Raw genomic sequence first — 22,363 nt, 5'->3', positions numbered from 1 at the left:
TTAAAAAAACACCACTATAAGTGATGTTTTTTGGGGGATGCTTGTCTTAGTTTATTGACTGGTCAGTTCGTCCGGCTCAAACTTAGAGCATTGGGAAGACGTAGCTGATCAAAAACCATAGTATTCCAAAGAAGATAATCAGATAGGTTGCGTACTTGATTAAGGCAACACCGACTTTACTGGAATCAGATTTCTTTTCTTTGCGTTCTATTTCCATATCTTTATCTGCCATACGTATCACTCCTGTTTAGTCAGTCTTAATGTCTTTGTGATTAAGTTCCCAAAAGAAAAAGACATGAAACATTCACAATTAACTGGGCGTTGTAAATATCAATTTTCCACTGTTTTTGTTACACTTGGAGTAACGAATTGCAATGGAAGGTTTGATACGAATGGTTGAGAGACGAAAACCTATTCCGGTACAGGAAGCGATTAATTATGTGTGGAAACATCGATTGCAGGGAAGTACGGAATATGTATCGATAAATGATTGCGATAATAGAAGACTCGGGCAGGATATCGTGGCAACACATCCATTGCCGCCGTTTGCCAAATCACCATATGATGGGTTTGCATTACGTTCAGAGGATACGTTGGAAGCTGGTTCGGATAATCCGGTGGAACTTGAGGTTGTTGAACATATTGGTGCCGGTCAGGTTCCAACAATTAAACTGGGTAGAGGACAGGCGACACGGATCATGACTGGAGCAAAAATTCCTGAGGGTGCTGATTGTGTTGCCATGTTTGAAATATGCAAGGCGTACGAAAAAAATAGCCAACCATATATGTCCATTAAGCGAACAATGAAAGAAGGACAAAATATAATCCAGGAAGGCTCCGAAATGTCTTCCGGGAAAAAGCTGATTGAAAAGGGAACACTAATAAATCCCGGCGTTAAAGCAATTCTCGCTACTTTCGGTTACAGTGAAGTGCCAGTAGCAAAAAAACCGGTAGTTGGAATAATCGCAACTGGTACTGAGCTGCTTGATGTTGATGAAGAACTTCAGCCGGGAAAAATCAGAAATTCCAATGGGTATATGATTGAATCACAAATTATCCGCGCAGGAGCAGAGTATAAATATTTCGGGAAGCTGGCAGATGAGTTTGATCCAAGCTATAAATTGATTAAGCAGGCATTAGCGGAAGTGGATATTTTAATTACTACTGGAGGTGTTTCAGTTGGTGATTTTGACTTAATGCCCGCCATTTATGAAAAATTGGGTGCAACTGTACTTTTTAATAAAATTCAAATGCGTCCGGGCAGCGTAACAACGGTCGCTTCTGTTGGGAATCAGTTATTATTCGGTCTGTCTGGCAATCCCTCTGCATGTTATGTAGGGTTTGAATTGTATGCCCGACCGATTTTGCAGCATTACCTGCAAAGCCGCAATCCTTTCTTAAAGCGGATTAAGGCAACATTGGCAGATGAATTTCCAAAACCAAATCCATTTATGCGATTTGTACGGAGTTACATAACCTATGATGATGAAGGAAGGGTCAATGTACACCTGGCAGGAATGGATAAATCAAATGTTGTAACTTCATTGGCTTATTCCATAAGCTTAATGGTTCTGCCTGGTGGCACACGTGGCTTCAAACCGGGTGATCAGGTAGATGTATTGTTGCTGAACGATGATGGAGGGCAGCCGGAATTTTAGTACAAAAAAGGAGTGTTTTCTGTGCAAAATAATGCAGCACCAGTAAAAGATCATTTTGGAAGAGTACTGAAGGACCTCCGTATTTCAGTTATAGATAAATGCAATTTTCGTTGTACATATTGTATGCCAAAAGAGATATTCGGCAGTGACTATGTATTTTTATCAGAAGAAGAATTGCTAAGTTTTGATGAAATTGTACGCCTGGCCAAAACGTTTGCAAAATTAGGGGTGGAGAAAATCCGAATTACAGGCGGTGAACCCCTTATGCGCAGAAATTTGGACCAATTAATAAAACAGCTGGCAGATATTCCTGGTATAAACGACATTGCCTTAACAACAAATGGAGTATTTTTGCCAAAGCAGGCTCAGAAATTGAAGGCAGCAGGGCTTAAACGTGTTAATATCAGCCTTGATGCTATTGAGGATGATGTGTTTAAAGAAATCAACGGAAAAGGTGTTGGTTCCCGTCCCGTTCTGAAAGGAATTGAAGCAGCCCAAAAAGCGGGATTACAGGTGAAATTGAATATGGTTGTTAAAAAAGGAATGAATGAAAGTCAGGTTCTCCCGATGGCCAGGTATTTCAAAGGGAAAAATATTATCCTCCGTTATATTGAATTTATGGATGTCGGCAATCATAACGGCTGGGATTTTAAACATGTTGTTTCCAAAAAACAGATTATTGACATGATTGACAAAGAAATGCCGCTTGAGCCTGCTGAAGAAAATTATTATGGTGAGGTCGCATCAAGATATCGCTATAAAGATGGCGGAGGAGAAATAGGTGTTATTTCTTCTGTTACCGATTCATTTTGCGGGTCGTGCACACGAATTCGGTTGTCGGCTGATGGCAAGCTGTATACATGCTTATTTGCATCAAGCGGATTTGATATCCGGGAAAAGATGCGTAATGAGCTGACTGACGAACAACTTGAAGATGAATTAACAGGTCTCTGGGGAAGAAGGAAGGACCGTTACTCCGAAGAGCGTGCGGAGCATACGAAAAGTAACCGTAAGAAAATCGAAATGTCTTACATTGGAGGATAAGGGGCAGGAGGTGAATGGATGAAAACATTTAAACTCGCTTCATTGGGAATCCTTGATAATCAAAATTCCAACATTGTTCGTGAATCATTTCCACTGTTGGATGGGTTGATTATTAATCGGGAAGATGAAACCAACCAATGGATTGTAGAAGCATACCTCCAGCATGAGTACTATGATTTTTTCGCCAAATTAAATAATAAAAAAGAAGAAATATTAATACAGGTGAAAATCACTACAGAATCGAACGAACCGGCAACTTTTATTACTACAATAACAGGTGTTAACAAAATAGGGGCACATATGAACGTCCTTTTCCGGGGAACTATTATCGACCAGCATAAGGAAATTATTGAAGAAAAGTTAAAAAAGCTGATTGATCAAGGTTACAGCGGAGATAAACTATTGGAAAAGTTTAAAGAAGAAACTTAAAAGGTTAGCCTGTGACTAGCCTTTTTTTGTTTTCCAAATATTTTTTGCTGCAATTAGAGAATGAAATCTAACTTCGTAATTTCCATAAACTGCGACATAACTTTATATGATTGTTAGTCCGCCGCTGCGGAAATACACTTCGCTTTCCGTGGGCGGCTGATGAGCCTCCTTGCTCCTTCGTCGCTGCGGAGTCTCATCTAGGCCTCTGCTCCCACAGGAGTCTCCGTGTATTTCCTCCGCTGGTTTCACGTTTATGATCCATGGTAGGAGCAGTAATCGTTATAAAAAAACACATCAATTCCACTTCACTAGTCCGGGTGAGCGGAGGGCGGTGATTCTTGCGGGAACAAAGGTTTTCGGTGGGACGAGTAATCGCAGTCCCAGCACGAGTCTGAAGACCCCGCAGAGTGGTTTTCGCAACGGAGGCTGAGGCAGTGCCCGCGGCTAAGAAGACACTGCGAAAAAGAATTTATGAGCAAATGTCGCCTTGGTACCCTGAGGTGTGAAAGCATCCGCCCGGAGCAATCCCGGACGGTGGGGCGAGGAGTGGCCTTATAGCAAACATTCCAACAGTTACTTCGCAGTTTATGTCAACTGTATACATATTAACTTCATTCACAAAGAAGCTTTTCTTTAAAATAATTTTTTCTTTCTTATAATTGAATTTTAGGCGTGGATTAAATGGGGAAAAGTAGTTTTGTGTACACAATATTCCGTTTTTAAACTGATTTTTTTTACAAAAGTGATTAGAAATTGTCGAAAAAACAAGCAAATATTGGATTTGACTGCTATAATGTTATTAAGTTTTTTCAGAAACTGACCTATATTATGACAGAAGGTTCCAAGGAGTAACGCTATGTTTCAGAGTAAATCGATTTTTCACTGGTTAAATAAACTATCCCCGGTGCAATTAATTTTGTTATTTTATTTTATCGCAGTAGTTATATCAACAGCAGTATTAGCGTTGCCAATCGTATACCGGGATGGTGTGGAAATACCATTCATTGATGTATTATTCACAGCGGTAAGTGCAATTAGTGTAACAGGTCTCAGTTCCATTACGATTGCAGAAACCTTTAGTCCAACAGGCTACATATTACTTGCTGTGATACTCCAGTTAGGTGGAGTAGGGGTAATGGCGGTCGGAACATTTATCTGGCTGATAATCGGTAAAAAAATTGGCCTAAAAGAACGCCGTTTAATAATGACTGACCAAAATCAGACATCCTTTGCGGGCATTGTTCGATTAATTAAGCAGATAATAATTGTGATTTTGACGATTGAATTTATTGGATTTATTATTCTTGGAACACATTTTCTGCAATACTATCCAACCGTCAAAGAAGCATATTTGCACGGATTCTTTGGCTCAGTCAGTGCAACAACTAATGGTGGCTTTGATATTACGGGGCAATCATTAATACCATATAAAGATGATTATTTTGTTCAATTTATTAACATGTTGCTGATTATTTTCGGGGCAGTTGGTTACCCGGTTCTAATTGAAGTGAAGGAATTTATGTTTGCAAATTCCGAGAAACGTGAACATCTGCGGTTTACGTTATTTACAAAAGTTACAACACTTACGTTTTTCGCGTTAATTATTGTTGGTACTATTTTTATTATGTTGCTTGATCTAGGCAATTTTTTCTCCGATAAGTCGTGGCATGAAATCCTGTTTTATTCATTATTTCAATCGGTTACAACCCGAAGCGGCGGTCTTTCAACAATGGATGTCAGCCTGCTGACGGAACCGAATCAATTCTTTATGTCCCTTCTGATGTTTATTGGGGCATCCCCAAGCAGTGCCGGTGGTGGAATTCGTACAACAACTTTTGCACTGGTTGTCATATTCATTATTACATATGCCAGAGGTGGGAAGAGAATACGGATTTTTAACCGGGAAGTTTACGATGAAGATCTCCTTAAAGCAGTTACAGTCTCACTTGTGGCAGGAATCATTGTATTCTGTTCTGTACTTGTCATTTCGATTGTTGAACCTTATCGTCTAACGGCAATTTTATTTGAAGTAACATCTGCCTTTGGAACGGTGGGCTTGTCAATGGGAATCACAAGTGAAATTTCAACGTTGAGCAAGGTTATTTTAATGATACTGATGTTCATTGGAAGGGTAGGAATCATCACCTTTTTATTTATGTTCAAAAACAATAAAAAAAGCGGAAAATATCGTTATCCAAAGGAAAAAATTATTATAGGGTAGTGGTGTTAGCAGTGTTAGGGGAGGAAGTCAATGTCTAGTGAAGTGTTACCAATGCATTATCAGGTTTTGACAAGTTTGAAAGAAGCAATTCTTTTTGTTCGCCAAAACGGTGAGATAATTAAAGGTAATAATGCTGCGTACTCCTTATTAAATATGGAAGAAATGTATTCGACATCTGTGTATGACTATCTGGATTTTGGACTATTGCAGGAAAATGATGAAACCCATCTACTGATGGAACAGAAAAATAAAAATGGTAAACTGATTGAAGTAAAATCCATTCGTGTGAAAAAAGATGTCTATTGTCTTATTATGAGTGAACTGTCCTTACTTGATAAAACCGATGAAGTGAAAAGATATATTAATCAGCTTACCTATTCAAGTGCAGAAGGTATGGTAATGTACGATGATGAATTTATTATTGATTGTGACCAGACATTTGCAAATATGTTTGGATACTCGGAAAACGAAATAAGTAACATGAAAGTCTCTGAGCTGATCGATAATAACAGTACACACAAACTAGTGGAGACAATTCACAGTAACCCTGACAAACCTTATGAATTAACAGGAGTCAGAAAAGATGGTACAACATTTTATATTGAACTAATGGAGCATCCATATAATAATTTGGGTAATATTATCCGTGTTGCCATTGTTAAGGATATAACAGTCAGGGTCGAAAATGAAAAAAGAATTGAATTCATGGCTTATTACGATGAACTTACTGATTTACCCAATCGTAATTTTTTCAATAAAGTCTTGAAGGAAGCCATTCATGATGCTGAAAAAAATGATGAGTCATTGGCTGTCTATTTTATAGATTTGAATTATTTTAAAGAAATTAACGATACGTTGGGCTATTCATTCGGTGACAAATTGCTGAAGGCGTGTGGGAAAAGGTTTAAGGCATTTTTGGATACGGATACTTTTATCGCCAGAATGGGCGGTGACGAATTTCTGATTCTCAAACGATGTACAAAGGATAAAGACGATGCCATCAACCTTGCAGAAAGTTTGATAGCTGAATTTGAAAAGCCGGTTAAAATTGATGACTATGAAATTTTTATATCAATCAGCATAGGGATAAGCATGTTCCCTGAAAACGGGAAAACCTCAAATGATTTAATTAAACATGCTGATTCAGCGATGTACGTTATCAAAGAAAAACACCATAATAATTACAATATGTTTGAATCATCCATCTCGGAAAATTTCAAGGCGATGCTGACAATGGAAAGCGAACTTCGGAAGGCACTGAAGGATGGACAGTTTGAGCTTCATTATCAGCCGCAAAAAAATCTGCGCTCCGGAAAAATCGTTGGCATGGAGGCGTTGTTGCGCTGGAATCATCCAATAAAAGAATATATACCCCCGGATGAATTTATTTCTCTTGCTGAAAAAACAGGCCTTATTATTGATATAGGGGACTGGGTGCTTAATGAAGCATGTAAACAAAACAAGGCTTGGCAGGAAAAAGGATATCAGCCAATAATAGTGAGTGTAAATTTATCCGCCAAGCAATTCCATCAAAAGGAATTGGTTGAAAAGGTAGAAAGAATTTTACATGATACCGGCTTGGATCCAAAATACCTGGAGCTTGAAATAACTGAGAGTATGGAAATGACAAATGAAGCATATATTCTAGAAACGATCCAGCGTTTACGGAATCTGGGTGTACTTGTATCAATCGATGATTTTGGGACTGGTTATTCATCGCTCAAATCATTGAGTCTGTTTCCAATTACTAAATTAAAAATTGATAAAATGTTTATGAACGAAAACCAAAAGCAAAATCAGGCTATTGTTAAGTCGATTATTCATATGTCACACTCTCTCAATATGAAAGTAATCGCTGAGGGTGTTGAAACAGTTGAACAGCTTAATTTCCTTGAGAATGAAAAGTGTGATGAAATGCAAGGGTTTTATTTCAGCAAACCATTACCGCCGGAGAAACTGACAAAATTGTTTAAAACAGTTGGATGAAAAGTAAAGCTTGTGCTGCTCCCAGCACAAGCTTTTTTTACCAATTTATTGTTTAACAGGTGATTTTGATATCTTCAGTATTTTCAACTGGTCATTTTCAGAACCGACTGTCATTACATAGTTGAAGGTTTCTTTTACAGTTTTTTCTTTCGTGTGCAGCCTTTTTTCAACTGTTACTTTTAAGGTTGTTTCCACGTGATTGTCCTCGATTATTTTACTGGACAGGTTGTCATATTTCATGTCTACAGTATGAATATAGCCCTCACGAAAATCGGAATAGGAATTACCGGACTGCATGGAACTGCCCAGCAAAGTATATGCACCAACATAATCTCTTATATCTATACTTTCAAAGAAATAGTTTATCAGATACTCAGCATTTTCTTTCAATTCATCCGGTTTTGAAGTGGATCCTATATTGGCAGTGCTTGCGAAATCCAGTTGGTCATTTTGTGTTTCATTTGACCATTGTGTCACTTTTTCATATACTTCGCTTATTGGAATGCTAAAGCCGATTGTCCCATCCTCAGTTCCCACTGAGTTGATGCCAATTACATTACCTGTCCCTCTATTGATTAGCGGGCCGCCACTGTTACCGTGTGTTATTTGTGCAGAAATTTGATAAACATTTTCATAATCAAATCCATCGACTGAAAAGTTTCGTTCTGTTCCGGATATAATGCCTAATGTAACTGTGTTCTGAAATCCATGGGGACTTCCAAGTGCAATTACTTCATCACCTATTTTGGTTTCTGAGTCCGTTTCAAGCGTCAGGCTATTTTGGCCCGCCAGTTCTGGTACACGGATAACCGCTACATCCGTATTTTTTCCCATACCGATTATTGCTGCAGGATAAACACGGGCATTGGCAGTTCTTACGTATATCACATCAGCATCTTTTACAACGTGCGCATTAGTGATGATATCTCCCTTTGAATTATATAGAAAGCCTGATCCGGTCAGTGTACTGTTTTCTTTTTGCGCTTCAATTTGCACGACACTTTTTTCAGTTTCGTGAATAATTGATTGTAAGTCAGGCGTTTTAGAACTTGATTCAACTTTATTAATAACTGGATTATTAACGGATATAGTCTGAGAAGTCCAGTAATCATTGATATAGAACAGCAGAAATACTCCGGCGATGACAGCAAGAATTGATGCTATTGCTGGCCCGATGTGTTTTTTGTGCATATGTTCACCTCATTACCGACATATAAATTATTTATCGGTATACCATTTTATTTTATCGACTCTAATGTCAATATTTTTACCTTCCTGATTTATGTCAAAATGGGTGAATTCAAATTCTCCAGTTTCATCAGGATATAGTGTTTCAGGATATACATAAATCTTGTTTGATAAAAATGCTTCTCCTTTTTTGGACAGTAATGAATATTCCACAAGAATCGTGTTTATCGGAATTGTTGCGACGCTTTTCACTTCACCTTTTACAACTAATTTTCCCTGGTCATCACTTTCAACATTAACCGAAACAAGTTCTATTGCATTATTTTCGTTCAGCTCACGTTCTTCCTCGGCGGTATTGATCGCCTGCTCAATTCGCTGACGCTGTTCTGTTTCGAAAGCAGTTTTTTCTTTCTCAATCGTTGTTTTCAGGCTTTGAAGCTTTTCAGAAGCTGGTACATATTTTAACCCATCTTCCACAATGGCCAAAGCATCCGAGAACTGTTTTTCGTTCAATTCTTCACTTGCTTTTGAGTAAATATAATCTACAATCTGATTGCGAATGGTTGAAGTTATTTCTGCTGCTTCATCAGATTTTATTGCTTCAGCTTCCCATACGAGTGTTTTCAGCTCGTCTATGCTTGGATTCTGACGAAGTTTATATTTAAGTTCTTCCGTTTTTATTGTGCTTCGTGTTGATGTAAGTTTGTTAATTAGTTGTGTAACTGCTTTTCCGTTGTAATTTTTTAATGAATCTTCAGCTTGATTGACAAGGGATAGTGCTTTTTGAAATTCGTCTTTATCTAAATGGTCGATTGCTTTTTCCAAACTTGATTGTATTTGTAATGCTTTATCCACAAAACCTAGTGCAATGTCGGCCTGTATAAATTTGTCATAGTTATCAAGTGCTGAATTAAGAAAATCTTTTGCTTCTTCATATTGGCCGTTTACTGCGCTGTCTTCAGCCTTGTTGTATAAATCTTTTGCATCAGCGGTTTGATTTTGCAGGAAAATATAATAAATCCCTGAGGATAAAAGGACTGCTGCTGCGATGAATATAGGGATATACCAGAATTTATTAAATGTTTTCTGATCTTCCAGGCGTTTACTCATATCTTCAGGTAATTGTTCACCGCATTTTATACAATATAACTCATTATCTTTTACTTTTGTGCCACAATAAGGACAGTGGTGCATAGTAAAACCTACTTTCGAAGTAACTTTCAGGCGCTTCCGCTTTTCCTGACCCAGCCTGCTCCGCTTTTCCTATTATTTTATCATATTTTTGCTTTATTTAGGGTAGGGAAATTGGTATTATTGAGAGAGTGGGGTTAATAAAAATGTACATAAAATAAATAAGGGAGGTACTGCTGATGTGGGAAACTGCTTTCGGGATTGTATGTTTAGGCTTGGTTGTCCTAAATATTGGATATTGCATTTTTGATAATGAATAAACTGTAGAAATAAAAAGGGGCAGACAGTCTATATGTCTGACCCTAGCATTATTGTGTCATGGTCCATTCATCAAACGGGAAGACAACAAATTCCGATTTTCCAACAATATTCTCTTCTTCAATAAAACCAAGGCCATTTCGGCTGTCTTTACTTAAAGCACGGTTATCACCCATTACAAAATATTCGTTCTTTGGAACCTTTAAGGGTCCAAAATCTCCGGTATCCTGCCGGGCAGCTTGATTTATAAATGGCTGTTCATATGCTTCACCGTTAATATAGAGCGTGTGATTCTCGGCTTTGACCGTCTCACCGGGCAGGGCAATGATCCGCTTTACATAGTTTTTAATTGGCCTTTGTATAATAACAATGTCACCACGTTCAGGCTCATCAAAAAGGTAAGTGAATTTATTAAAAAGTATTGTTTCCCCGTCTTCAAGGGTTGGCTCCATACTTTCACCATCGACGACGGAAGTTGCAAATACGAATGATCGAAGGCAAAAGGCTAGAACGATGGCAATCAAGATGGCTTTACCCCATTCTGCCAATTCGCTTTTCTTTTTATTTTTAGTCAATGAAGTCATCCTTTCTCGTCGACCTTGTCTAACATGAATATAATAGCATAATAAGAGCCATGTTACGAGTGCAAGTTCTCAGTTTATTTCTGTTTTTTATTGTTCTGTTTGGCAATATCTTTCAGTTCCATTATCATCATGTTTCTGTATTCGTCATCAGTATTCAGGTGTAATCCCATTTCTGACGTATTTTGAAAGTTTTTTATCCATTTTATATTGCCTGTTGCATGAAAGGAACTTGAATTCAGGTTGAATGAGAGGGTTATATCTGTATCTTTTTTTAGATTGACAGGTGTTCGACAGATAATCTTTGCACCCTGATTGCTCACATCCATTAGTTGAACTTCAGTGGTTACCGTATTATTATTTTCCTTCTTAGTTAATTTCCCTTTAACAGGTTCATTAAATACGAAACGGTAGGATTCATTTCTTTTAAAATACAACGGAAATTCCCCTTTCGATTTATCTGAATAGGTGGATAATTTAATTTCTTACCATTATTTTAACAGAAACTTGTCAAAATTTGTTAATCTGTGCTAAAGTAAGATAAGCTGAAAAAAGGAGGTACCAATAATTTTACTATGTGTTCCACTGAAAACCTTTTAGAACAAATTGAATTTTTGCGTAAACAAATGTCTGATGTTGCATTAAAAAAAGGATTTACAAGTATTGAGTCCATATCCCTCAGTCAGGAATTGGACAGGTTATTAAATCAATACAATGACATGAAACGGACACAGCACCATAAGAAAATAGATTAATATTTATTTTCGATTATATTAATTTTTCCATCTGCAAAAAAGCTTCAAGACGATCCAGTCCAGTTTTAATTGTTTCGATATCATATGCATAGGAAAGACGCATATAACCTTCTCCAATGGAAGAAAAGGAATCTCCTGGAACCAATGCTACTTTTCCTTTCCGAACTAAATTCAACCCCAGCTGAAATGACGATAATTCTTTAATAGGGAACTGTGGAAAAAAATAGAATGCGCCATCAGGTTTGTTTACATTGAGCCCCATGCTTACTAAACGTTCATAGACCAGATCGCGTCTTTTTTTATATTCGTCACGCATTGACTGCGTGTCGGTCAGGCCATTTGTTAAAGCTTCCAGTGCTGCATACTGGCTGATTGATGATGCGCACGATACGTTATACTGGTGCACCTTCAGCATCTCCTTTGCAATCCATTCCGGTGCAAGTGTATATCCAATCCGAAAACCAGTCATTGCATGTGACTTGGAAAGCCCATTAATAACAATTGTTCGATCCTTGACCTCATCTAAACTTGCAATCGATGTGTGTTTCCAATCATATACCAATTCACTGTAGATTTCGTCTGCCAGGATAAATATGTTTTTATGCTGGAGTGATGCAGCCAATTCCTGCAATTCTTCTTTTGTAAATGATGCCCCTGTTGGATTGGAAGGGTAGGGGAGAACGACGCATTTTGTTTTACTCGTAATATGATTATTCAGGTTTTCCTTTGTAAGCTTAAAATTATCGGATGTTGTATCTGCATAAACTACGTTTGCTCCGGCAAGCTTAATCAGCGGTTCGTACCCAGGGTAAATGGGAGCTGGAAGAATCACTTCATCACCTTGATTTAATATGGTGCGAAATGTTATATCAATTGCCTGTGATGCTCCTGTTGTAACAATAATTTCTTCTTTCGGATCATAACTGATTCCATATTTATTTTTGTAAAAGTCAGCAATTGCAGTTCGCAGTTCCAAAATTCCAGCGTTATGTGTATAAGTTGTTTTATTATGATCCAAAGCGAATTTTGCTGCTTCTTTCACATGTGCCGGTGTTGGAAAATCGGGTTGTCCAATTGTAAGAGAGGTAACATTATTTTCATTTGCTACCATGTTAAAAAACTTACGGATACCTGATATTTCAATGTTTTTAACAGATTTATTAAGATTTGGCCGCATGAATAAACCTCCGTGAGAAAATTTTTATAAAATGTTCAAATAATTTTGATTTGTTATACGAAAAATAGGGTATAATTAAAATGAGCAAATAAAGGAGTGTGAAAATATGCGCCCAAAATATCAAAACTTTGAAGAACTTGTAAAGCAAAATAAACAGGAACTATTAGAAGACGAAGATAGATTAAAACAACTTGAGCTTCGTCTGGACAAAAAGCAGTCAGCAATTAAGTCAGATAGGATGGACCATTTACTTCATAGATAATCATAACATAAGCAGGATTAGCTGAACCATTCTCAAAACGAAAAAAGAACAGGGCAGGCATGTAAAACATGTGACCCTGTTCTTTTAGTATGTTTATTACAGATTTTTAAACAGTATGTTGTTTTCCAAATGAACATGCTGGAATGTGTTCGTTTCCATTTCAGCTAGACGTGCATATGTGATTCGGTAGGAGCTGCATGCATCTGCAGGCGGTTCGAAGCCATTGGTGACTTCCCGCATCCGCTTCAGAATGTTACCGGAAGTTTCATGTTCGTCTTCCAGTCCGCCATTTGCTTCACGAATAGCTTGAAGAAGCTGCTCGCTTGGTTCTTTTTCATATTTTTTAATCAGTGGGAATACTTCACTTTCTTCTGTAATCATGTGTTCTTCCATATCCACTTTAAAATCATTGTATAGTCGATGCAATTCTTTCAAATGTGGATGATTTGCACCATGGACACGTAATATTTTTGTGACAAATTGCCCTAAAGCGGGAAGCTCGTCGTTCAAGTATACATGGTGTGTATGGACAATATGGTCAATTAACTCGGAAGCGGGAATAGCGTCCCAATCAACCACATCATGGTCTTCTTTCTGCCATTCTCAATATGCATTGTTAAGCTCATTCAGAATAATGGAGTCATCCATGTCTTTTTCTTCAAAAACGTCACTGAGTGGACGGTTGCCACCACAGCAAAAATCGATTCGTCGTTCTTTAAATAAATCACTCGCCTTGGGAAATACCTTTACGATCTCAGCGGGTGTATGTTCAGCAGTAAATTGACTCATTACTATTACCTCCTGTTTGTGGACTTACCTCGATAATAGTATTTTTTTGCCTTTACTGACGTGATGGATATCACTTATGTACGATTTATTTTTCCAGGTTTTGCGTATACCTGAATCAGTATCACTGCTCCGATAATGCAAGCCATTCCAAGCATTTGTGTAATGGAAAAAGCCTCGTGAAATATATAAATTCCAATCAGCGTTGCTACAACAGGTTCTATAGTTGTCAAAATGGATGCTGTGGATGCCTCTGTCTTGTTTAATCCGTACGTGTAAATGATATAGGCAAATGCAGTAGGAAGAAAGCCTAATCCGAATGCATAGAATAGAACTGCCGGGTCAAGCAGTAATGTGAATTTTTCTTTATATGGAAAAAACGGCAATAGTGAAACGGCAGCCACGATAAATGTATACGTTGTAATACTCAGGCTTGTGTATTTCTTTAATGCGAATTTACTGAAGATGCTGTACAGGGCATACCCAATCCCTGAACCAAGCCCAAAAAGAATAGCAGCAAGCTTAAAGGTTTCCAGATTTAATGGGATTAATCCTACCACCAGCGCTGTACCTGCAAGCGTGATAAAAAGAGCAACAATTTTACTTTTTGTCAGTGGCTCTTTGAAAAACAGGAATGATAACACTGTCACAAATGCTGGCGCTGTATAAAGCAATGCAGTGGCAACAGGAATTGTAGCTAATTCAATGGCAGTAAACATACAGTAGTTGAAGAAAATGATACTGAAAACTCCGGTGCCAATAAAATATTTTATATCGCTGGCTGAAGTAAGTTTTAATTTCTTTGGTGCAGTTATTAATAAATAGATAACTAGTATGATAGCAGCTGACCATGCCCTAAGTGTCACGACTTCCATCGGGGTGAACCCATATGTATATAAATTTTTAACATACCAGCCGATTGTGCCCCAAAGCCCTGCCCCGATAATGATATAAAGAAACGCTTTATTCAAGGCATATTTCCCCCTTTTATACCCGATTACAGCGATTATATCAGATTATTATCATGTATATTACCAAAATGGATTGTTCATATTGAATAATAAATCTTAGGAAAGCAGATGAGAAAAATGTTTGGAAATTTCGATTGGTTAAACTTAAATCATTTGATTCCAATGGAGTATGTATATATTTTTATTGGAATGATAATAATCTATTTAATTTTGCGTCCGTTTGTCAATTGGGTTGTTTCTGTTCAATCGGTTAAATTACTGAATTATGTTGTGAGCAGCCTGGTATTTCTTGTCGTATTCTTACTTGTATTTGTTTTAGCAAGTATTGCCGATTTACAGTTATTTGAAATCTTATTGCAGTGTCTTGCTATATTTGGCGGGTGTTTGATTTTAATTCACACAATTCAATATATGTTAAGGAAAAACAAAAAACGCGCATGAACAGTATGCGCGTTTCTTAGATTTAACTTATATCCGTAACATTGAGCAGTTGCTGCATGTTTTTGTACCATTCATATACTTGTTGATAATGATCTAATGGTAATGGCTGATTAGGAGGAAGTTGTTTCTTTACCATTTCTTTTTCAGAGGGTGATAGTCTTTCATAAGCATCCTTCAATATATGTGTCTGTTTGAAGTGTTTTTGAAGCTCATACAGGAAATCTTCTGACTCCATTGACATGGTTAGAACCTCCTTTATTTGTTCCTGTACCCTTATTTTATTAATTAAAACCGGAAAAAAGCACCTGAAATTAAAGGTGCTTTTAATAGTTCCGATGCGTATTTTTAGGAGGCCATTCCATTTTCCCAAGTGACGTTGGGATAAAATAAGAGGATCTGTTTTTCTTCTTGGAGGCTTTGTATGGTTTTTTTGCCGGCTGCCAATTAATATAGCGATACACGATTTTTTTTGCATGTGAAAGTGACATTTTTGTTTGGGGATTTCGATGGTTCTCATCAAGTTCACCTAGGTGTTTAAGTTCTTTGAAGTCATCTTTTGATGGGGGAACATGGAAATAATAATTGTCTACTTTTACAAGAAGTGTAGAGTGCTGGTTACTGAATTTAGGGTGATTCGAGAAATGCAGACCGATTTTCTTTGCACGCTTTTCACGTAAAAGACGATTAATCGTTTCCTTCTTTATATAATACAAGTGTTGCGGCTCCGGAGCTGTTTTTGCATGCCGGTTAATTGTGTAAAGAGCCTTGGCGAGTTCGCTTAGTGGAATCGATTGGTTTTCATCCATACACCTTTCTCCTTTCCGTCTACTAGAATACTTGTCTATATCGTATCGCAAAGCCTGTCCTATTGCAATAAAATAAGTGTAAGTTTCTAAAGTTTGGAAGACATAAAAAAAGGGAGCGTGGGTACCTGCTCCTGCTGAATTCAGGACATATCTTTAATATCCTGAACTATTTTTTTCATTTCACTTTTGTCATTACCGTTATATTGCTTAATCGCGTTTCCTTCCGGTGATACCAGATAGAAACCTGTTGAATGGATAAACTGGTCTGAGTCAGCAATTTTATCGACTGGCGCTTTAAATGATTTTATGGAAAACTCCTTAATTTTTTCAAATTCGTAGCCGGTGAATAAATGCCAATTATCTAATGTTCCACCACGATTTTTAACATATGTTTTCATTTTTTCATGTGTATCACGCTTGGGATCAATACTGAATGATAGAAGTTGAACGTCCTCAAGTCCGGCTTTTTTTAATTTACCCTGCAGATACACCATGTTTGAAGTCATTGGCGGGCAAACAGTTGTGCAGTTTGTGAAAATAAAATCTGCAATCCAGAACTTTCCTGCCATATCTTCTTTGCTTATTGTTTCGCCATTTTGATTTGTGAAGGTAAACTTCTTCACATCATACGAGAAATCACCTTCATATGTATTGCCGCAAGCGCTTAATAAAATGAACAAAATTAATAAAGGAAGTATTATCTTACTTGCTGTCATTTTCGAATTTCCTCCTATATAAACTTCTATCAAGTGTAGCATGCAGTCAGGTAAAAAACTATGAATAATCTGTTACGATTTAAATGAAAGGTTATTTTCGTATAGAAATTTGCTATTTGCGCCGCGGTATATACATTAATTTCCGGTTTGCAGAGGAAACGGTAAGGAAGCCGGGTTGTTCCTGAACTTCTGCTTGCGTATAAAGTCAGCTTACCATTTTTCAAGGTGTGTTTTCCTTGTACGTATTTTTTTCAGCAGATAAAACAATCTTAATTATCTGTTAATTTTTTGACTTTATCGTTTGATGTCAATATGATGGAAGTATAGATGAAAAGGGGGATATTATGAAAAATAAAACTGTTATTGTTACAGGCAGTTCGAGTGGTATGGGCAAATATATGGCTGAAAAATTTGCAATGGAAGGTGCAAATGTCGTTCTGACGGGCAGAAATGAAGAGCGTCTGCTGGCTGTTAAAGACGAATTGGATAAAAAGTCAAATGGTGAAATACATACGGTTTCCATGGATGTAAGAAAACCTGAAGATATTGAGCAAATGGTTGCGGATACAGTTGAAAAATTTGGAACGATTGATCATCTGGTGAATAATGCTGCTGGTAATTTTATTGTGGCAGCGGAGGATTTGTCCGTAAATGGCTGGAATTCTGTTATTGATATTGTATTGAATGGAACGTTTTACTGCAGCAGAGAAGTTGGGAAGTACTGGATCGAGAATGGTATTAAAGGATCGATTATTAACATGGTAGCTACATATGCATGGAATGCCGGAGCGGGTGTGATTCATTCATCGGCCGCGAAGGCAGGGGTCCTCAATCTGACACGGACACTGGCAGTGGAATGGGGGACAAAGTACGGTATTCGTGTGAATGCAATTGCACCGGGGCCAATCGAGCGAACTGGTGGAGCTGAAAAATTATTTCAGTCGGAAAAAGCTGCGGAACGTACACTTCAATCTGTTCCATTACATCGACTGGGTAAACCGGAAGAAATAGCTGACCTTGCCTATTTTCTATTATCAGAAAAAGCAGGCTACATTAATGGCGAGGTAGTAACTATGGATGGAGGACAATGGTTGAATAAATTTCCTTTTTAAAAAGGACTGTTTTCGTATAGATTGTTGTTTTTGATACAAAATCTGTAAACTGCGAAACAGTATATGAGGCTCTCAAACCGCCGCAGCTGGAATATACTCGCTTTCCGCGGGCAAGCCTCCGAGCCTCCTCAGCTAGTTCCTCACTTCCAAGTCTCGCCTAGCTTGTTCTTCCCGCAGGAGTCTCGCATATTCCAGCTGCTGGTTTGTTTTTTTTCACAGTTCATATTCAAGGTCAAAAGAGCAGAATACAGCGGAGGAAATACACGAAGACTCCTGTGGGAGCAGAGGCCTAGATGAGACTCCGCAGTGACGAAGGAACAAGGAGGCTCATCAGCCGCCCACGGAAAGCGAAGTGTATTTCCGCAGCGGTGTTGTAGTACTCAACTCTATTCAAAGCAGTTCGCATTCTATACCAACTGCGAGGTTACTAAGCAACAAAATTTCGAAATGAGCTTTAAAAAAAGAAGCGTGCTTTAGGCCTTAGCACGCTTGCATATTATCAATATCCGTTTTAATGTTTTCAGCATATATTTATCATATAAAGCTGTGTCAACAACAATAGTTCAGTTACAAAAATCACAATCATTATGTGAAGCAGTATTTTGACCTTCTATTTGTATTGTGCTGTGGGATATCTGAAACTGTTCTTCAATCATGTCATTTGCTTTTGTGAGAACTGTGTCCCGTTTAATTGTATCATCAACAACAAGATGACAGCTCAATGAAGGAAAGCCAGACGTTATCGACCAAATGTGCAGGTCATGCACATCGTTTACACCGTCAAGTCCTGATAAAGCTTCTTTCACTTCATCCATATTGATATTTTCCGGTTTTCCTTCCATTAGAACATGAACCGAGTCTTTTGTGATTCGAATACCTGATATCAATATTAAAATAGCTACTAATACACTTGCAATCGGGTCAGCTATGTACCAGCTGAAGAAATATATTAAAATACCGGCGACTATCGCACCAATTGATCCCAGTAAATCACCAAACACATGAAGTAAGGCACTTCTGACATTTAAATTTTCTTCAGAGTCGCCGCGCATCAAAATCCAGGCAACCACCAAATTTATCACTAAACCGATTGAGGCAATAATCATCATACCTGCACTTACATTTGGTGGGTCAACAAATCTGTGGAAAGCTTCGTAACCTATATATAACGAAATGACAATTAATGTAATACCGTTTATGAATGCTGCAATAATTTCAAACCGCTTATAGCCATACGTTTTATTTCTGGTGACATTTTTTTCGCCAATTTTAAATGCAAGTAAACTTAATCCCAATGCTGCTGCATCACTTAACATATGACCTGCATCCGACAGCAGTGCAAGACTGTTTGTTACTATTCCACCGATAACTTCTACTACCATAAAGGAAGCTATCGCAATGAAACTCCAGAATAACACTTTGGTATTATCCGTATGATGGTGATCGTGGTTATGTCCCATGTTAATCACTCCTGTTTAGTATGCTTGGTATGCTCAATCGTTTGTTCAAGCAAATTTTTCACATGATAGTCATCAGGTGAATAGTAGTACTTTGTTTTTTCTCTGCGTGCTTTAACAAGGTGCAATTGCTTTAAGTATTTTAATTGGTGTGAAATAGTGGACTGCTGCATGCTTAATATGTCGGCAATTTCACTGACTGAACATTCTTTATGAAAAAGCAGATGCAAAATTTTAATACGGGTTGGATCTGATAATACTTTAAATGTTTGGGCTACATTATCTATCAAATGTTCATTAATCGATTTATAAGTCAAGTTCCACACTCCTATACTATATGATCATATGTTCATATTATAAAATAAGTCATGGAAAATTTCAAAGTTATTTTTGAGTAAAGATGATTCTTATGTATTGATTATGGTAGAATATGTATGTGGAGAGTAGCTTCACAACTCCTTTTTAGCATTTGATTAAAACAAGGTGTTTGTTAGTATTCGAAAAGGAGCGTTTTATTATGAGTACAATTCAAGATAAACAATTGACGGAAATCTTAATTGAAGACTTAATGATTTCATCGGAAAAAGTGGCCCATGTTCAGTTAAATAATCCTTTGGAACATGCGTTATTGGTATTAGTAAAATCGGGCTACTCAGCTGTTCCAGTACTGGACGCGTCCTATAAGCTGGCAGGAACAATAGGAAAAACACTTATTTTAAATGAAATATTGGGACTGGAACGCTTTGAAATTGAAAAACTGTCTGAAATGCAGGTACACGAAGTAATGAATACAGATATACCGTCCATATCAAAACAGGATACGTTTATGCAGGGCTTAAAAGCAGTTATTAATTATCCGTTTGTTTGTGTTTCTGATGACGAAGGATATTTTGACGGCATAATAACCAGAAGAGCCATTTTAAAACAATTAAAACGTGATTACTATACATCCAAAAATAATCAGTCATAGAGCAGGCTGTACTCTGCACCCTTGCCGATACATGTTAAGCAAGGGTTTTTTGTATTTATCTAAAAAGGGCGACAATAGCTGGTTGTTGCACGTCGAATAATGGTCTGCTAAAGTAAAATAAATACGTGAAATTGGAGGATATTATTGTGAAAATGATGGATGCAAATGAAATTATCAGCTTTATATCAAATAGTACAAAGAGTACACCAGTGAAAGTATATATTAAAGGTGAACAATTGGATTCCCTGAATTATGGTGATTCCATTCAATCTTTTGTTGACAAAAACAGTGGTGTATTATTCGGACAATGGAAAGATATCAGTACATTTTTGGAAAATAATAAAGAGAAAATTGCTGATTATGTACTTGAAAATGACCGACGAAATTCTGCTATTCCATTACTTGATTTAAAAGAAGTAAATGCCAGAATAGAACCTGGTGCTGTTATCCGTGACCAGGTCGAAATTGGCGATGGAGCAGTTATTATGATGGGTGCGATGATCAATATTGGATCTGTTGTTGGCGAAGGAACTATGATTGATATGAATGCAGTTCTGGGTGGACGTGCAACAGTAGGGAAGAATTGTCACGTTGGTGCCGGAACAGTACTTGCAGGAGTAATTGAGCCACCATCCGCACAGCCTGTTGTGATTGAAGATGATGTTGTTATTGGAGCAAATGTGGTTGTTCTGGAAGGTGTTACTGTTGGAAAAGGAGCAATCGTTGCTGCCGGATCAATTGTTACAAAGGATGTTGCGCCAAACACGTTGGTTGCTGGAACTCCGGCTAAAGTCCTTAAGGAAATTGATGATAGTACAAAATCAAAAACAGAGATTAAGCAAGAACTTCGTAAATTGGATAACTAAAGCAGGGATGAACATGAATTTTACCACTTTACAAACGATTAGAAGGGAATTGCATCAAATACCGGAATTGGGATTTCAGGAGGTCAAGACGCAAAGTTATTTGTTAAAAAAAATCCATGCGATGAAAACGGATGGAGTAGAAATTAAAGAATGGCGCACCGGAATCCTTGTCCGTATAAAGGGGACCAACCCGACTAAAACGATTGGCTTCCGTTGTGATATGGATGGTCTGCCGATTACCGAACAAACGAACTATTCATTTAAATCGGCTCATGTTGGCCAAATGCATGCGTGCGGCCACGACTTCCATATGACGATTGCATTGGGTTCACTGAAATATATGATTGAGCATCCGGTAACTGATCATGTAGTTTTTGTATTTCAGCCGGCAGAGGAAGGTCCGGGCGGTGCGTTGCCAATGATCGATTCCCAGGAATTCATGGAATGGAAGCCTGACGTTATTTTTGCCCTGCATATCGCGCCTGAACTGCCTGTTGGAACTGTTTCCAGTCGTACGGGGTTATTATTTGCCAATACAAGTGAGTTGTTTCTGGATTTTGAAGGAAAAGGTGGACATGCCGCATATCCACATTTGACAAGAGATATGACGGTTGCGGCAAGCAGCTTTATCGTCGAAATGCAGCAAATCGTATCGAGGGGCTTGGATCCTCTGGAAAGTGCTGTTGTTACAATCGGAAAAATGGAAAGTGGATTTGTTCAAAATGCCATTGCAGAAACAGCAAGATTAGAAGGTACGATTCGTACACTTCAACCAGCCACAATTGACGTTGTGAAACAAAAGCTTGAAAGATTGGTACGTGGATTTGAGATTTCTCACGATTGTTCGATTTCGATTGATTATGGTTCGAACTATTATCAGGTTTATAATGATCAGGAACATGTGGCGTTATTTTCAAAAACGATGGAAGAAAGCAATATTAATTTTCTTGAAGCAAATCCTGCAATGACAGGGGAAGATTTCGGTTACATGTTAAAAGAAATTCCTGGTTTCATGTTTTGGCTTGGAGTTGATTCACCGTTTGGTTTACACAGTGCACAATTGCAGCCCGATGAAGATGCCCTTGAAACTGGTCTCAATGCTGTTATACAAACAATTAAGGCTTTATCCTCCCATTAGGATTCTGCATACCTTTTCATCTTTTGGAAAAACTAGATGCGAAAATGTTTAGTTTCCAGAGGAGGTAAGTAAATGGCACGAATTGGTGTGGAAGAAAGCCTGACCGATGTGAAAGAAGCGTTGATGGAAATGGGTCACGATGTGGTTGATTTGCATTCAGAGGATGACACTGCATATTGTGACTGCTGTGTGATTACCGGGCAGGATAAAAACGTAATGGGAATGGCTACCACCAGTATCGCAGGACCCGTTATAAATGCAGAAGGTTATAGTGCAGAAGATGTATGTCAAATGGTGAATGATAAATTAAACAGGGAATAATAAGTGAAAACCCGGTTCATTACTAATGA

27 protein-coding genes are annotated in these 22,363 nt (G+C 37.8%); 13 read left to right on the top strand and 14 right to left on the bottom strand.

Features of this window, described 5'->3' with window-relative positions; genetic code table 11:
* Nucleotides 1–82: 82 nt before the first annotated feature.
* A complete protein-coding gene (locus tag G6R02_RS19935) occupies nucleotides 83–232 on the bottom strand; it encodes a hypothetical protein (protein WP_205520113.1) in 150 nt (49 codons plus the stop codon).
* Nucleotides 233–392: 160 nt separating this feature from the next.
* On the opposite strand from G6R02_RS19935, the gene G6R02_RS10545 reads away from it, so the two are divergent.
* From G6R02_RS10545 to G6R02_RS10525, 5 genes are all read left to right on the top strand, one after another.
* Entirely contained in the window at nucleotides 393–1,658 is a 1,266-nt protein-coding gene (locus G6R02_RS10545; protein WP_164670381.1) for a molybdopterin molybdotransferase MoeA, read from the top strand.
* 21 nt (nucleotides 1,659–1,679) lie between these two features.
* Entirely contained in the window at nucleotides 1,680–2,702 is a 1,023-nt protein-coding gene (moaA, locus tag G6R02_RS10540; RefSeq protein ID WP_164669219.1) for a GTP 3',8-cyclase MoaA, read from the top strand.
* A gap of 18 nt (nucleotides 2,703–2,720) precedes the next feature.
* Nucleotides 2,721–3,131 (top strand): YwpF family protein, encoded by a 411-nt coding sequence (locus G6R02_RS10535; protein ID WP_164669218.1) that lies wholly within the window; start codon nucleotides 2,721–2,723, stop codon nucleotides 3,129–3,131.
* A gap of 856 nt (nucleotides 3,132–3,987) precedes the next feature.
* Nucleotides 3,988–5,352 (top strand): TrkH family potassium uptake protein, encoded by a 1,365-nt coding sequence (locus G6R02_RS10530; protein ID WP_164669217.1) that lies wholly within the window; start codon nucleotides 3,988–3,990, stop codon nucleotides 5,350–5,352.
* Nucleotides 5,353–5,382: 30 nt separating this feature from the next.
* A complete protein-coding gene (locus G6R02_RS10525) occupies nucleotides 5,383–7,338 on the top strand; it encodes a sensor domain-containing protein (RefSeq protein WP_164669215.1) in 1,956 nt (651 codons plus the stop codon).
* A gap of 45 nt (nucleotides 7,339–7,383) precedes the next feature.
* Here G6R02_RS10525 and G6R02_RS10520 read toward each other — a convergent pair whose 3' ends face one another.
* The 4 genes from G6R02_RS10520 to G6R02_RS10505 form a co-directional block, all read right to left on the bottom strand.
* Nucleotides 7,384–8,529 carry a S1C family serine protease gene (locus G6R02_RS10520; protein ID WP_164669213.1) on the bottom strand — a complete coding sequence of 382 codons (1,146 nt, stop codon included), beginning with the start codon at nucleotides 8,527–8,529 and terminating at the stop codon, nucleotides 7,384–7,386.
* A 27-nt stretch (nucleotides 8,530–8,556) separates the two neighbouring features.
* Nucleotides 8,557–9,720 (bottom strand): zinc-ribbon domain-containing protein, encoded by a 1,164-nt coding sequence (locus G6R02_RS10515; RefSeq protein ID WP_205520110.1) that lies wholly within the window; start codon nucleotides 9,718–9,720, stop codon nucleotides 8,557–8,559.
* A gap of 305 nt (nucleotides 9,721–10,025) precedes the next feature.
* Nucleotides 10,026–10,559, bottom strand: a complete 534-nt coding sequence (gene lepB, locus G6R02_RS10510) for a signal peptidase I (protein WP_164669211.1) — start codon at nucleotides 10,557–10,559, stop codon at nucleotides 10,026–10,028.
* Between the two features lie 74 nt (nucleotides 10,560–10,633).
* Nucleotides 10,634–10,993 (bottom strand): PilZ domain-containing protein, encoded by a 360-nt coding sequence (locus G6R02_RS10505; protein ID WP_164669209.1) that lies wholly within the window; start codon nucleotides 10,991–10,993, stop codon nucleotides 10,634–10,636.
* Nucleotides 10,994–11,131: 138 nt separating this feature from the next.
* Here G6R02_RS10505 and G6R02_RS10500 point away from each other — a divergent pair, with 138 nt between their 5' ends.
* Nucleotides 11,132–11,311, top strand: a complete 180-nt coding sequence (locus tag G6R02_RS10500) for an aspartyl-phosphate phosphatase Spo0E family protein (protein ID WP_164669207.1) — start codon at nucleotides 11,132–11,134, stop codon at nucleotides 11,309–11,311.
* A 13-nt stretch (nucleotides 11,312–11,324) separates the two neighbouring features.
* Here the strand turns inward: G6R02_RS10500 and G6R02_RS10495 are convergent, their stop codons facing one another.
* Nucleotides 11,325–12,488: an aminotransferase A gene (locus G6R02_RS10495; protein ID WP_164669206.1), complete on the bottom strand. Its 1,164-nt coding sequence runs from the start codon at nucleotides 12,486–12,488 to the stop codon at nucleotides 11,325–11,327.
* A 106-nt stretch (nucleotides 12,489–12,594) separates the two neighbouring features.
* Here G6R02_RS10495 and G6R02_RS10490 point away from each other — a divergent pair, with 106 nt between their 5' ends.
* Nucleotides 12,595–12,750, top strand: a complete 156-nt coding sequence (locus G6R02_RS10490; protein ID WP_164669204.1) for an FbpB family small basic protein — start codon at nucleotides 12,595–12,597, stop codon at nucleotides 12,748–12,750.
* Between the two features lie 96 nt (nucleotides 12,751–12,846).
* On the opposite strand, the gene G6R02_RS10485 is transcribed toward G6R02_RS10490, so the two are convergent.
* From G6R02_RS10485 to G6R02_RS10480, 3 genes are all read right to left on the bottom strand, one after another.
* A complete protein-coding gene (locus G6R02_RS10485) occupies nucleotides 12,847–13,329 on the bottom strand; it encodes a hemerythrin domain-containing protein (RefSeq protein WP_343032911.1) in 483 nt (160 codons plus the stop codon).
* Between the two features lie 24 nt (nucleotides 13,330–13,353).
* Nucleotides 13,354–13,539: a DUF542 domain-containing protein gene (locus G6R02_RS20345; protein ID WP_343032910.1), complete on the bottom strand. Its 186-nt coding sequence runs from the start codon at nucleotides 13,537–13,539 to the stop codon at nucleotides 13,354–13,356.
* Between the two features lie 74 nt (nucleotides 13,540–13,613).
* A complete protein-coding gene (locus G6R02_RS10480) occupies nucleotides 13,614–14,507 on the bottom strand; it encodes a DMT family transporter (RefSeq protein WP_164669203.1) in 894 nt (297 codons plus the stop codon).
* A 117-nt stretch (nucleotides 14,508–14,624) separates the two neighbouring features.
* Here G6R02_RS10480 and G6R02_RS10475 point away from each other — a divergent pair, with 117 nt between their 5' ends.
* Nucleotides 14,625–14,948: a hypothetical protein gene (locus tag G6R02_RS10475; protein WP_164669202.1), complete on the top strand. Its 324-nt coding sequence runs from the start codon at nucleotides 14,625–14,627 to the stop codon at nucleotides 14,946–14,948.
* A gap of 22 nt (nucleotides 14,949–14,970) precedes the next feature.
* On the opposite strand, the gene G6R02_RS10470 is transcribed toward G6R02_RS10475, so the two are convergent.
* The 3 genes from G6R02_RS10470 to G6R02_RS10460 form a co-directional block, all read right to left on the bottom strand.
* Nucleotides 14,971–15,189: a hypothetical protein gene (locus tag G6R02_RS10470; protein WP_164669201.1), complete on the bottom strand. Its 219-nt coding sequence runs from the start codon at nucleotides 15,187–15,189 to the stop codon at nucleotides 14,971–14,973.
* Nucleotides 15,190–15,271: 82 nt separating this feature from the next.
* Entirely contained in the window at nucleotides 15,272–15,754 is a 483-nt protein-coding gene (locus G6R02_RS10465) for a YkyB family protein (RefSeq protein WP_164669200.1), read from the bottom strand.
* A gap of 140 nt (nucleotides 15,755–15,894) precedes the next feature.
* The gene (locus G6R02_RS10460; RefSeq protein WP_164669198.1) at nucleotides 15,895–16,470 is read right to left on the bottom strand and encodes an SCO family protein; all 576 of its coding nucleotides are present in this window, start codon (nucleotides 16,468–16,470) and stop codon (nucleotides 15,895–15,897) included.
* A gap of 344 nt (nucleotides 16,471–16,814) precedes the next feature.
* Between G6R02_RS10460 and fadH the strand changes: the two genes are divergently transcribed.
* Nucleotides 16,815–17,582 (top strand): 2,4-dienoyl-CoA reductase, encoded by a 768-nt coding sequence (gene fadH / locus G6R02_RS10455; protein ID WP_164669196.1) that lies wholly within the window; start codon nucleotides 16,815–16,817, stop codon nucleotides 17,580–17,582.
* A 563-nt stretch (nucleotides 17,583–18,145) separates the two neighbouring features.
* Here the strand turns inward: fadH and G6R02_RS10450 are convergent.
* Both G6R02_RS10450 and G6R02_RS10445 read right to left on the bottom strand, forming a co-directional pair.
* Nucleotides 18,146–19,042: a cation diffusion facilitator family transporter gene (locus G6R02_RS10450; protein WP_164669194.1), complete on the bottom strand. Its 897-nt coding sequence runs from the start codon at nucleotides 19,040–19,042 to the stop codon at nucleotides 18,146–18,148.
* A 5-nt stretch (nucleotides 19,043–19,047) separates the two neighbouring features.
* Nucleotides 19,048–19,356 (bottom strand): ArsR/SmtB family transcription factor, encoded by a 309-nt coding sequence (locus G6R02_RS10445; RefSeq protein ID WP_164669192.1) that lies wholly within the window; start codon nucleotides 19,354–19,356, stop codon nucleotides 19,048–19,050.
* Nucleotides 19,357–19,556: 200 nt separating this feature from the next.
* Between G6R02_RS10445 and cbpB the strand changes: the two genes are divergently transcribed.
* From cbpB to G6R02_RS10425, 4 genes are all read left to right on the top strand, one after another.
* Nucleotides 19,557–20,009 (top strand): cyclic-di-AMP-binding protein CbpB, encoded by a 453-nt coding sequence (gene cbpB, locus G6R02_RS10440; RefSeq protein WP_164669190.1) that lies wholly within the window; start codon nucleotides 19,557–19,559, stop codon nucleotides 20,007–20,009.
* A gap of 146 nt (nucleotides 20,010–20,155) precedes the next feature.
* Nucleotides 20,156–20,875 carry a 2,3,4,5-tetrahydropyridine-2,6-dicarboxylate N-acetyltransferase gene (gene dapD, locus G6R02_RS10435; RefSeq protein ID WP_164669188.1) on the top strand — a complete coding sequence of 240 codons (720 nt, stop codon included), beginning with the start codon at nucleotides 20,156–20,158 and terminating at the stop codon, nucleotides 20,873–20,875.
* A gap of 13 nt (nucleotides 20,876–20,888) precedes the next feature.
* Nucleotides 20,889–22,013, top strand: coding sequence for an N-acetyldiaminopimelate deacetylase (locus G6R02_RS10430; protein ID WP_164669187.1), 1,125 nt, complete (start codon nucleotides 20,889–20,891; stop codon nucleotides 22,011–22,013).
* Nucleotides 22,014–22,085: 72 nt separating this feature from the next.
* The gene (locus G6R02_RS10425; protein ID WP_164669185.1) at nucleotides 22,086–22,334 is read left to right on the top strand and encodes a YkuS family protein; all 249 of its coding nucleotides are present in this window, start codon (nucleotides 22,086–22,088) and stop codon (nucleotides 22,332–22,334) included.
* Nucleotides 22,335–22,363: the final 29 nt, after the last annotated feature.

The organism is Virgibacillus doumboii (assembly GCF_902806455.1).
Classification (GTDB): domain Bacteria; phylum Bacillota; class Bacilli; order Bacillales; family Amphibacillaceae; genus Lentibacillus; species Lentibacillus doumboii.
This window is presented reverse-complemented; position numbering and strand designations above follow the sequence as displayed.

Excerpts from the sequence above, each read along its gene's own strand:
- G6R02_RS19935 (WP_205520113.1), bottom strand. The coding sequence starts at position 232 with ATGGCAGATAAAGATATGGAAATAGAACGCAAAGAAAAGAAATCTGAT.
- G6R02_RS10545 (WP_164670381.1), top strand. The coding sequence starts at position 393 with ATGGTTGAGAGACGAAAACCTATTCCGGTACAGGAAGCGATTAATTAT.
- G6R02_RS10535 (WP_164669218.1), top strand. The coding sequence starts at position 2,721 with ATGAAAACATTTAAACTCGCTTCATTGGGAATCCTTGATAATCAAAAT.
- G6R02_RS10530 (WP_164669217.1), top strand. The coding sequence starts at position 3,988 with ATGTTTCAGAGTAAATCGATTTTTCACTGGTTAAATAAACTATCCCCG.
- G6R02_RS10525 (WP_164669215.1), top strand. The coding sequence starts at position 5,383 with ATGTCTAGTGAAGTGTTACCAATGCATTATCAGGTTTTGACAAGTTTG.
- G6R02_RS10520 (WP_164669213.1), bottom strand. The coding sequence starts at position 8,529 with ATGCACAAAAAACACATCGGGCCAGCAATAGCATCAATTCTTGCTGTC.
- G6R02_RS10515 (WP_205520110.1), bottom strand. The coding sequence starts at position 9,720 with ATGCACCACTGTCCTTATTGTGGCACAAAAGTAAAAGATAATGAGTTA.
- lepB (WP_164669211.1), bottom strand. The coding sequence starts at position 10,559 with ATGACTTCATTGACTAAAAATAAAAAGAAAAGCGAATTGGCAGAATGG.
- G6R02_RS10500 (WP_164669207.1), top strand. The coding sequence starts at position 11,132 with ATGTGTTCCACTGAAAACCTTTTAGAACAAATTGAATTTTTGCGTAAA.
- G6R02_RS10495 (WP_164669206.1), bottom strand. The coding sequence starts at position 12,488 with ATGCGGCCAAATCTTAATAAATCTGTTAAAAACATTGAAATATCAGGT.
- G6R02_RS10490 (WP_164669204.1), top strand. The coding sequence starts at position 12,595 with ATGCGCCCAAAATATCAAAACTTTGAAGAACTTGTAAAGCAAAATAAA.
- G6R02_RS20345 (WP_343032910.1), bottom strand. The coding sequence starts at position 13,539 with ATGAGTCAATTTACTGCTGAACATACACCCGCTGAGATCGTAAAGGTA.
- G6R02_RS10475 (WP_164669202.1), top strand. The coding sequence starts at position 14,625 with ATGTTTGGAAATTTCGATTGGTTAAACTTAAATCATTTGATTCCAATG.
- G6R02_RS10470 (WP_164669201.1), bottom strand. The coding sequence starts at position 15,189 with ATGTCAATGGAGTCAGAAGATTTCCTGTATGAGCTTCAAAAACACTTC.
- G6R02_RS10465 (WP_164669200.1), bottom strand. The coding sequence starts at position 15,754 with ATGGATGAAAACCAATCGATTCCACTAAGCGAACTCGCCAAGGCTCTT.
- G6R02_RS10460 (WP_164669198.1), bottom strand. The coding sequence starts at position 16,470 with ATGACAGCAAGTAAGATAATACTTCCTTTATTAATTTTGTTCATTTTA.
- fadH (WP_164669196.1), top strand. The coding sequence starts at position 16,815 with ATGAAAAATAAAACTGTTATTGTTACAGGCAGTTCGAGTGGTATGGGC.
- G6R02_RS10450 (WP_164669194.1), bottom strand. The coding sequence starts at position 19,042 with ATGGGACATAACCACGATCACCATCATACGGATAATACCAAAGTGTTA.
- cbpB (WP_164669190.1), top strand. The coding sequence starts at position 19,557 with ATGAGTACAATTCAAGATAAACAATTGACGGAAATCTTAATTGAAGAC.
- G6R02_RS10430 (WP_164669187.1), top strand. The coding sequence starts at position 20,889 with ATGAATTTTACCACTTTACAAACGATTAGAAGGGAATTGCATCAAATA.
- G6R02_RS10425 (WP_164669185.1), top strand. The coding sequence starts at position 22,086 with ATGGCACGAATTGGTGTGGAAGAAAGCCTGACCGATGTGAAAGAAGCG.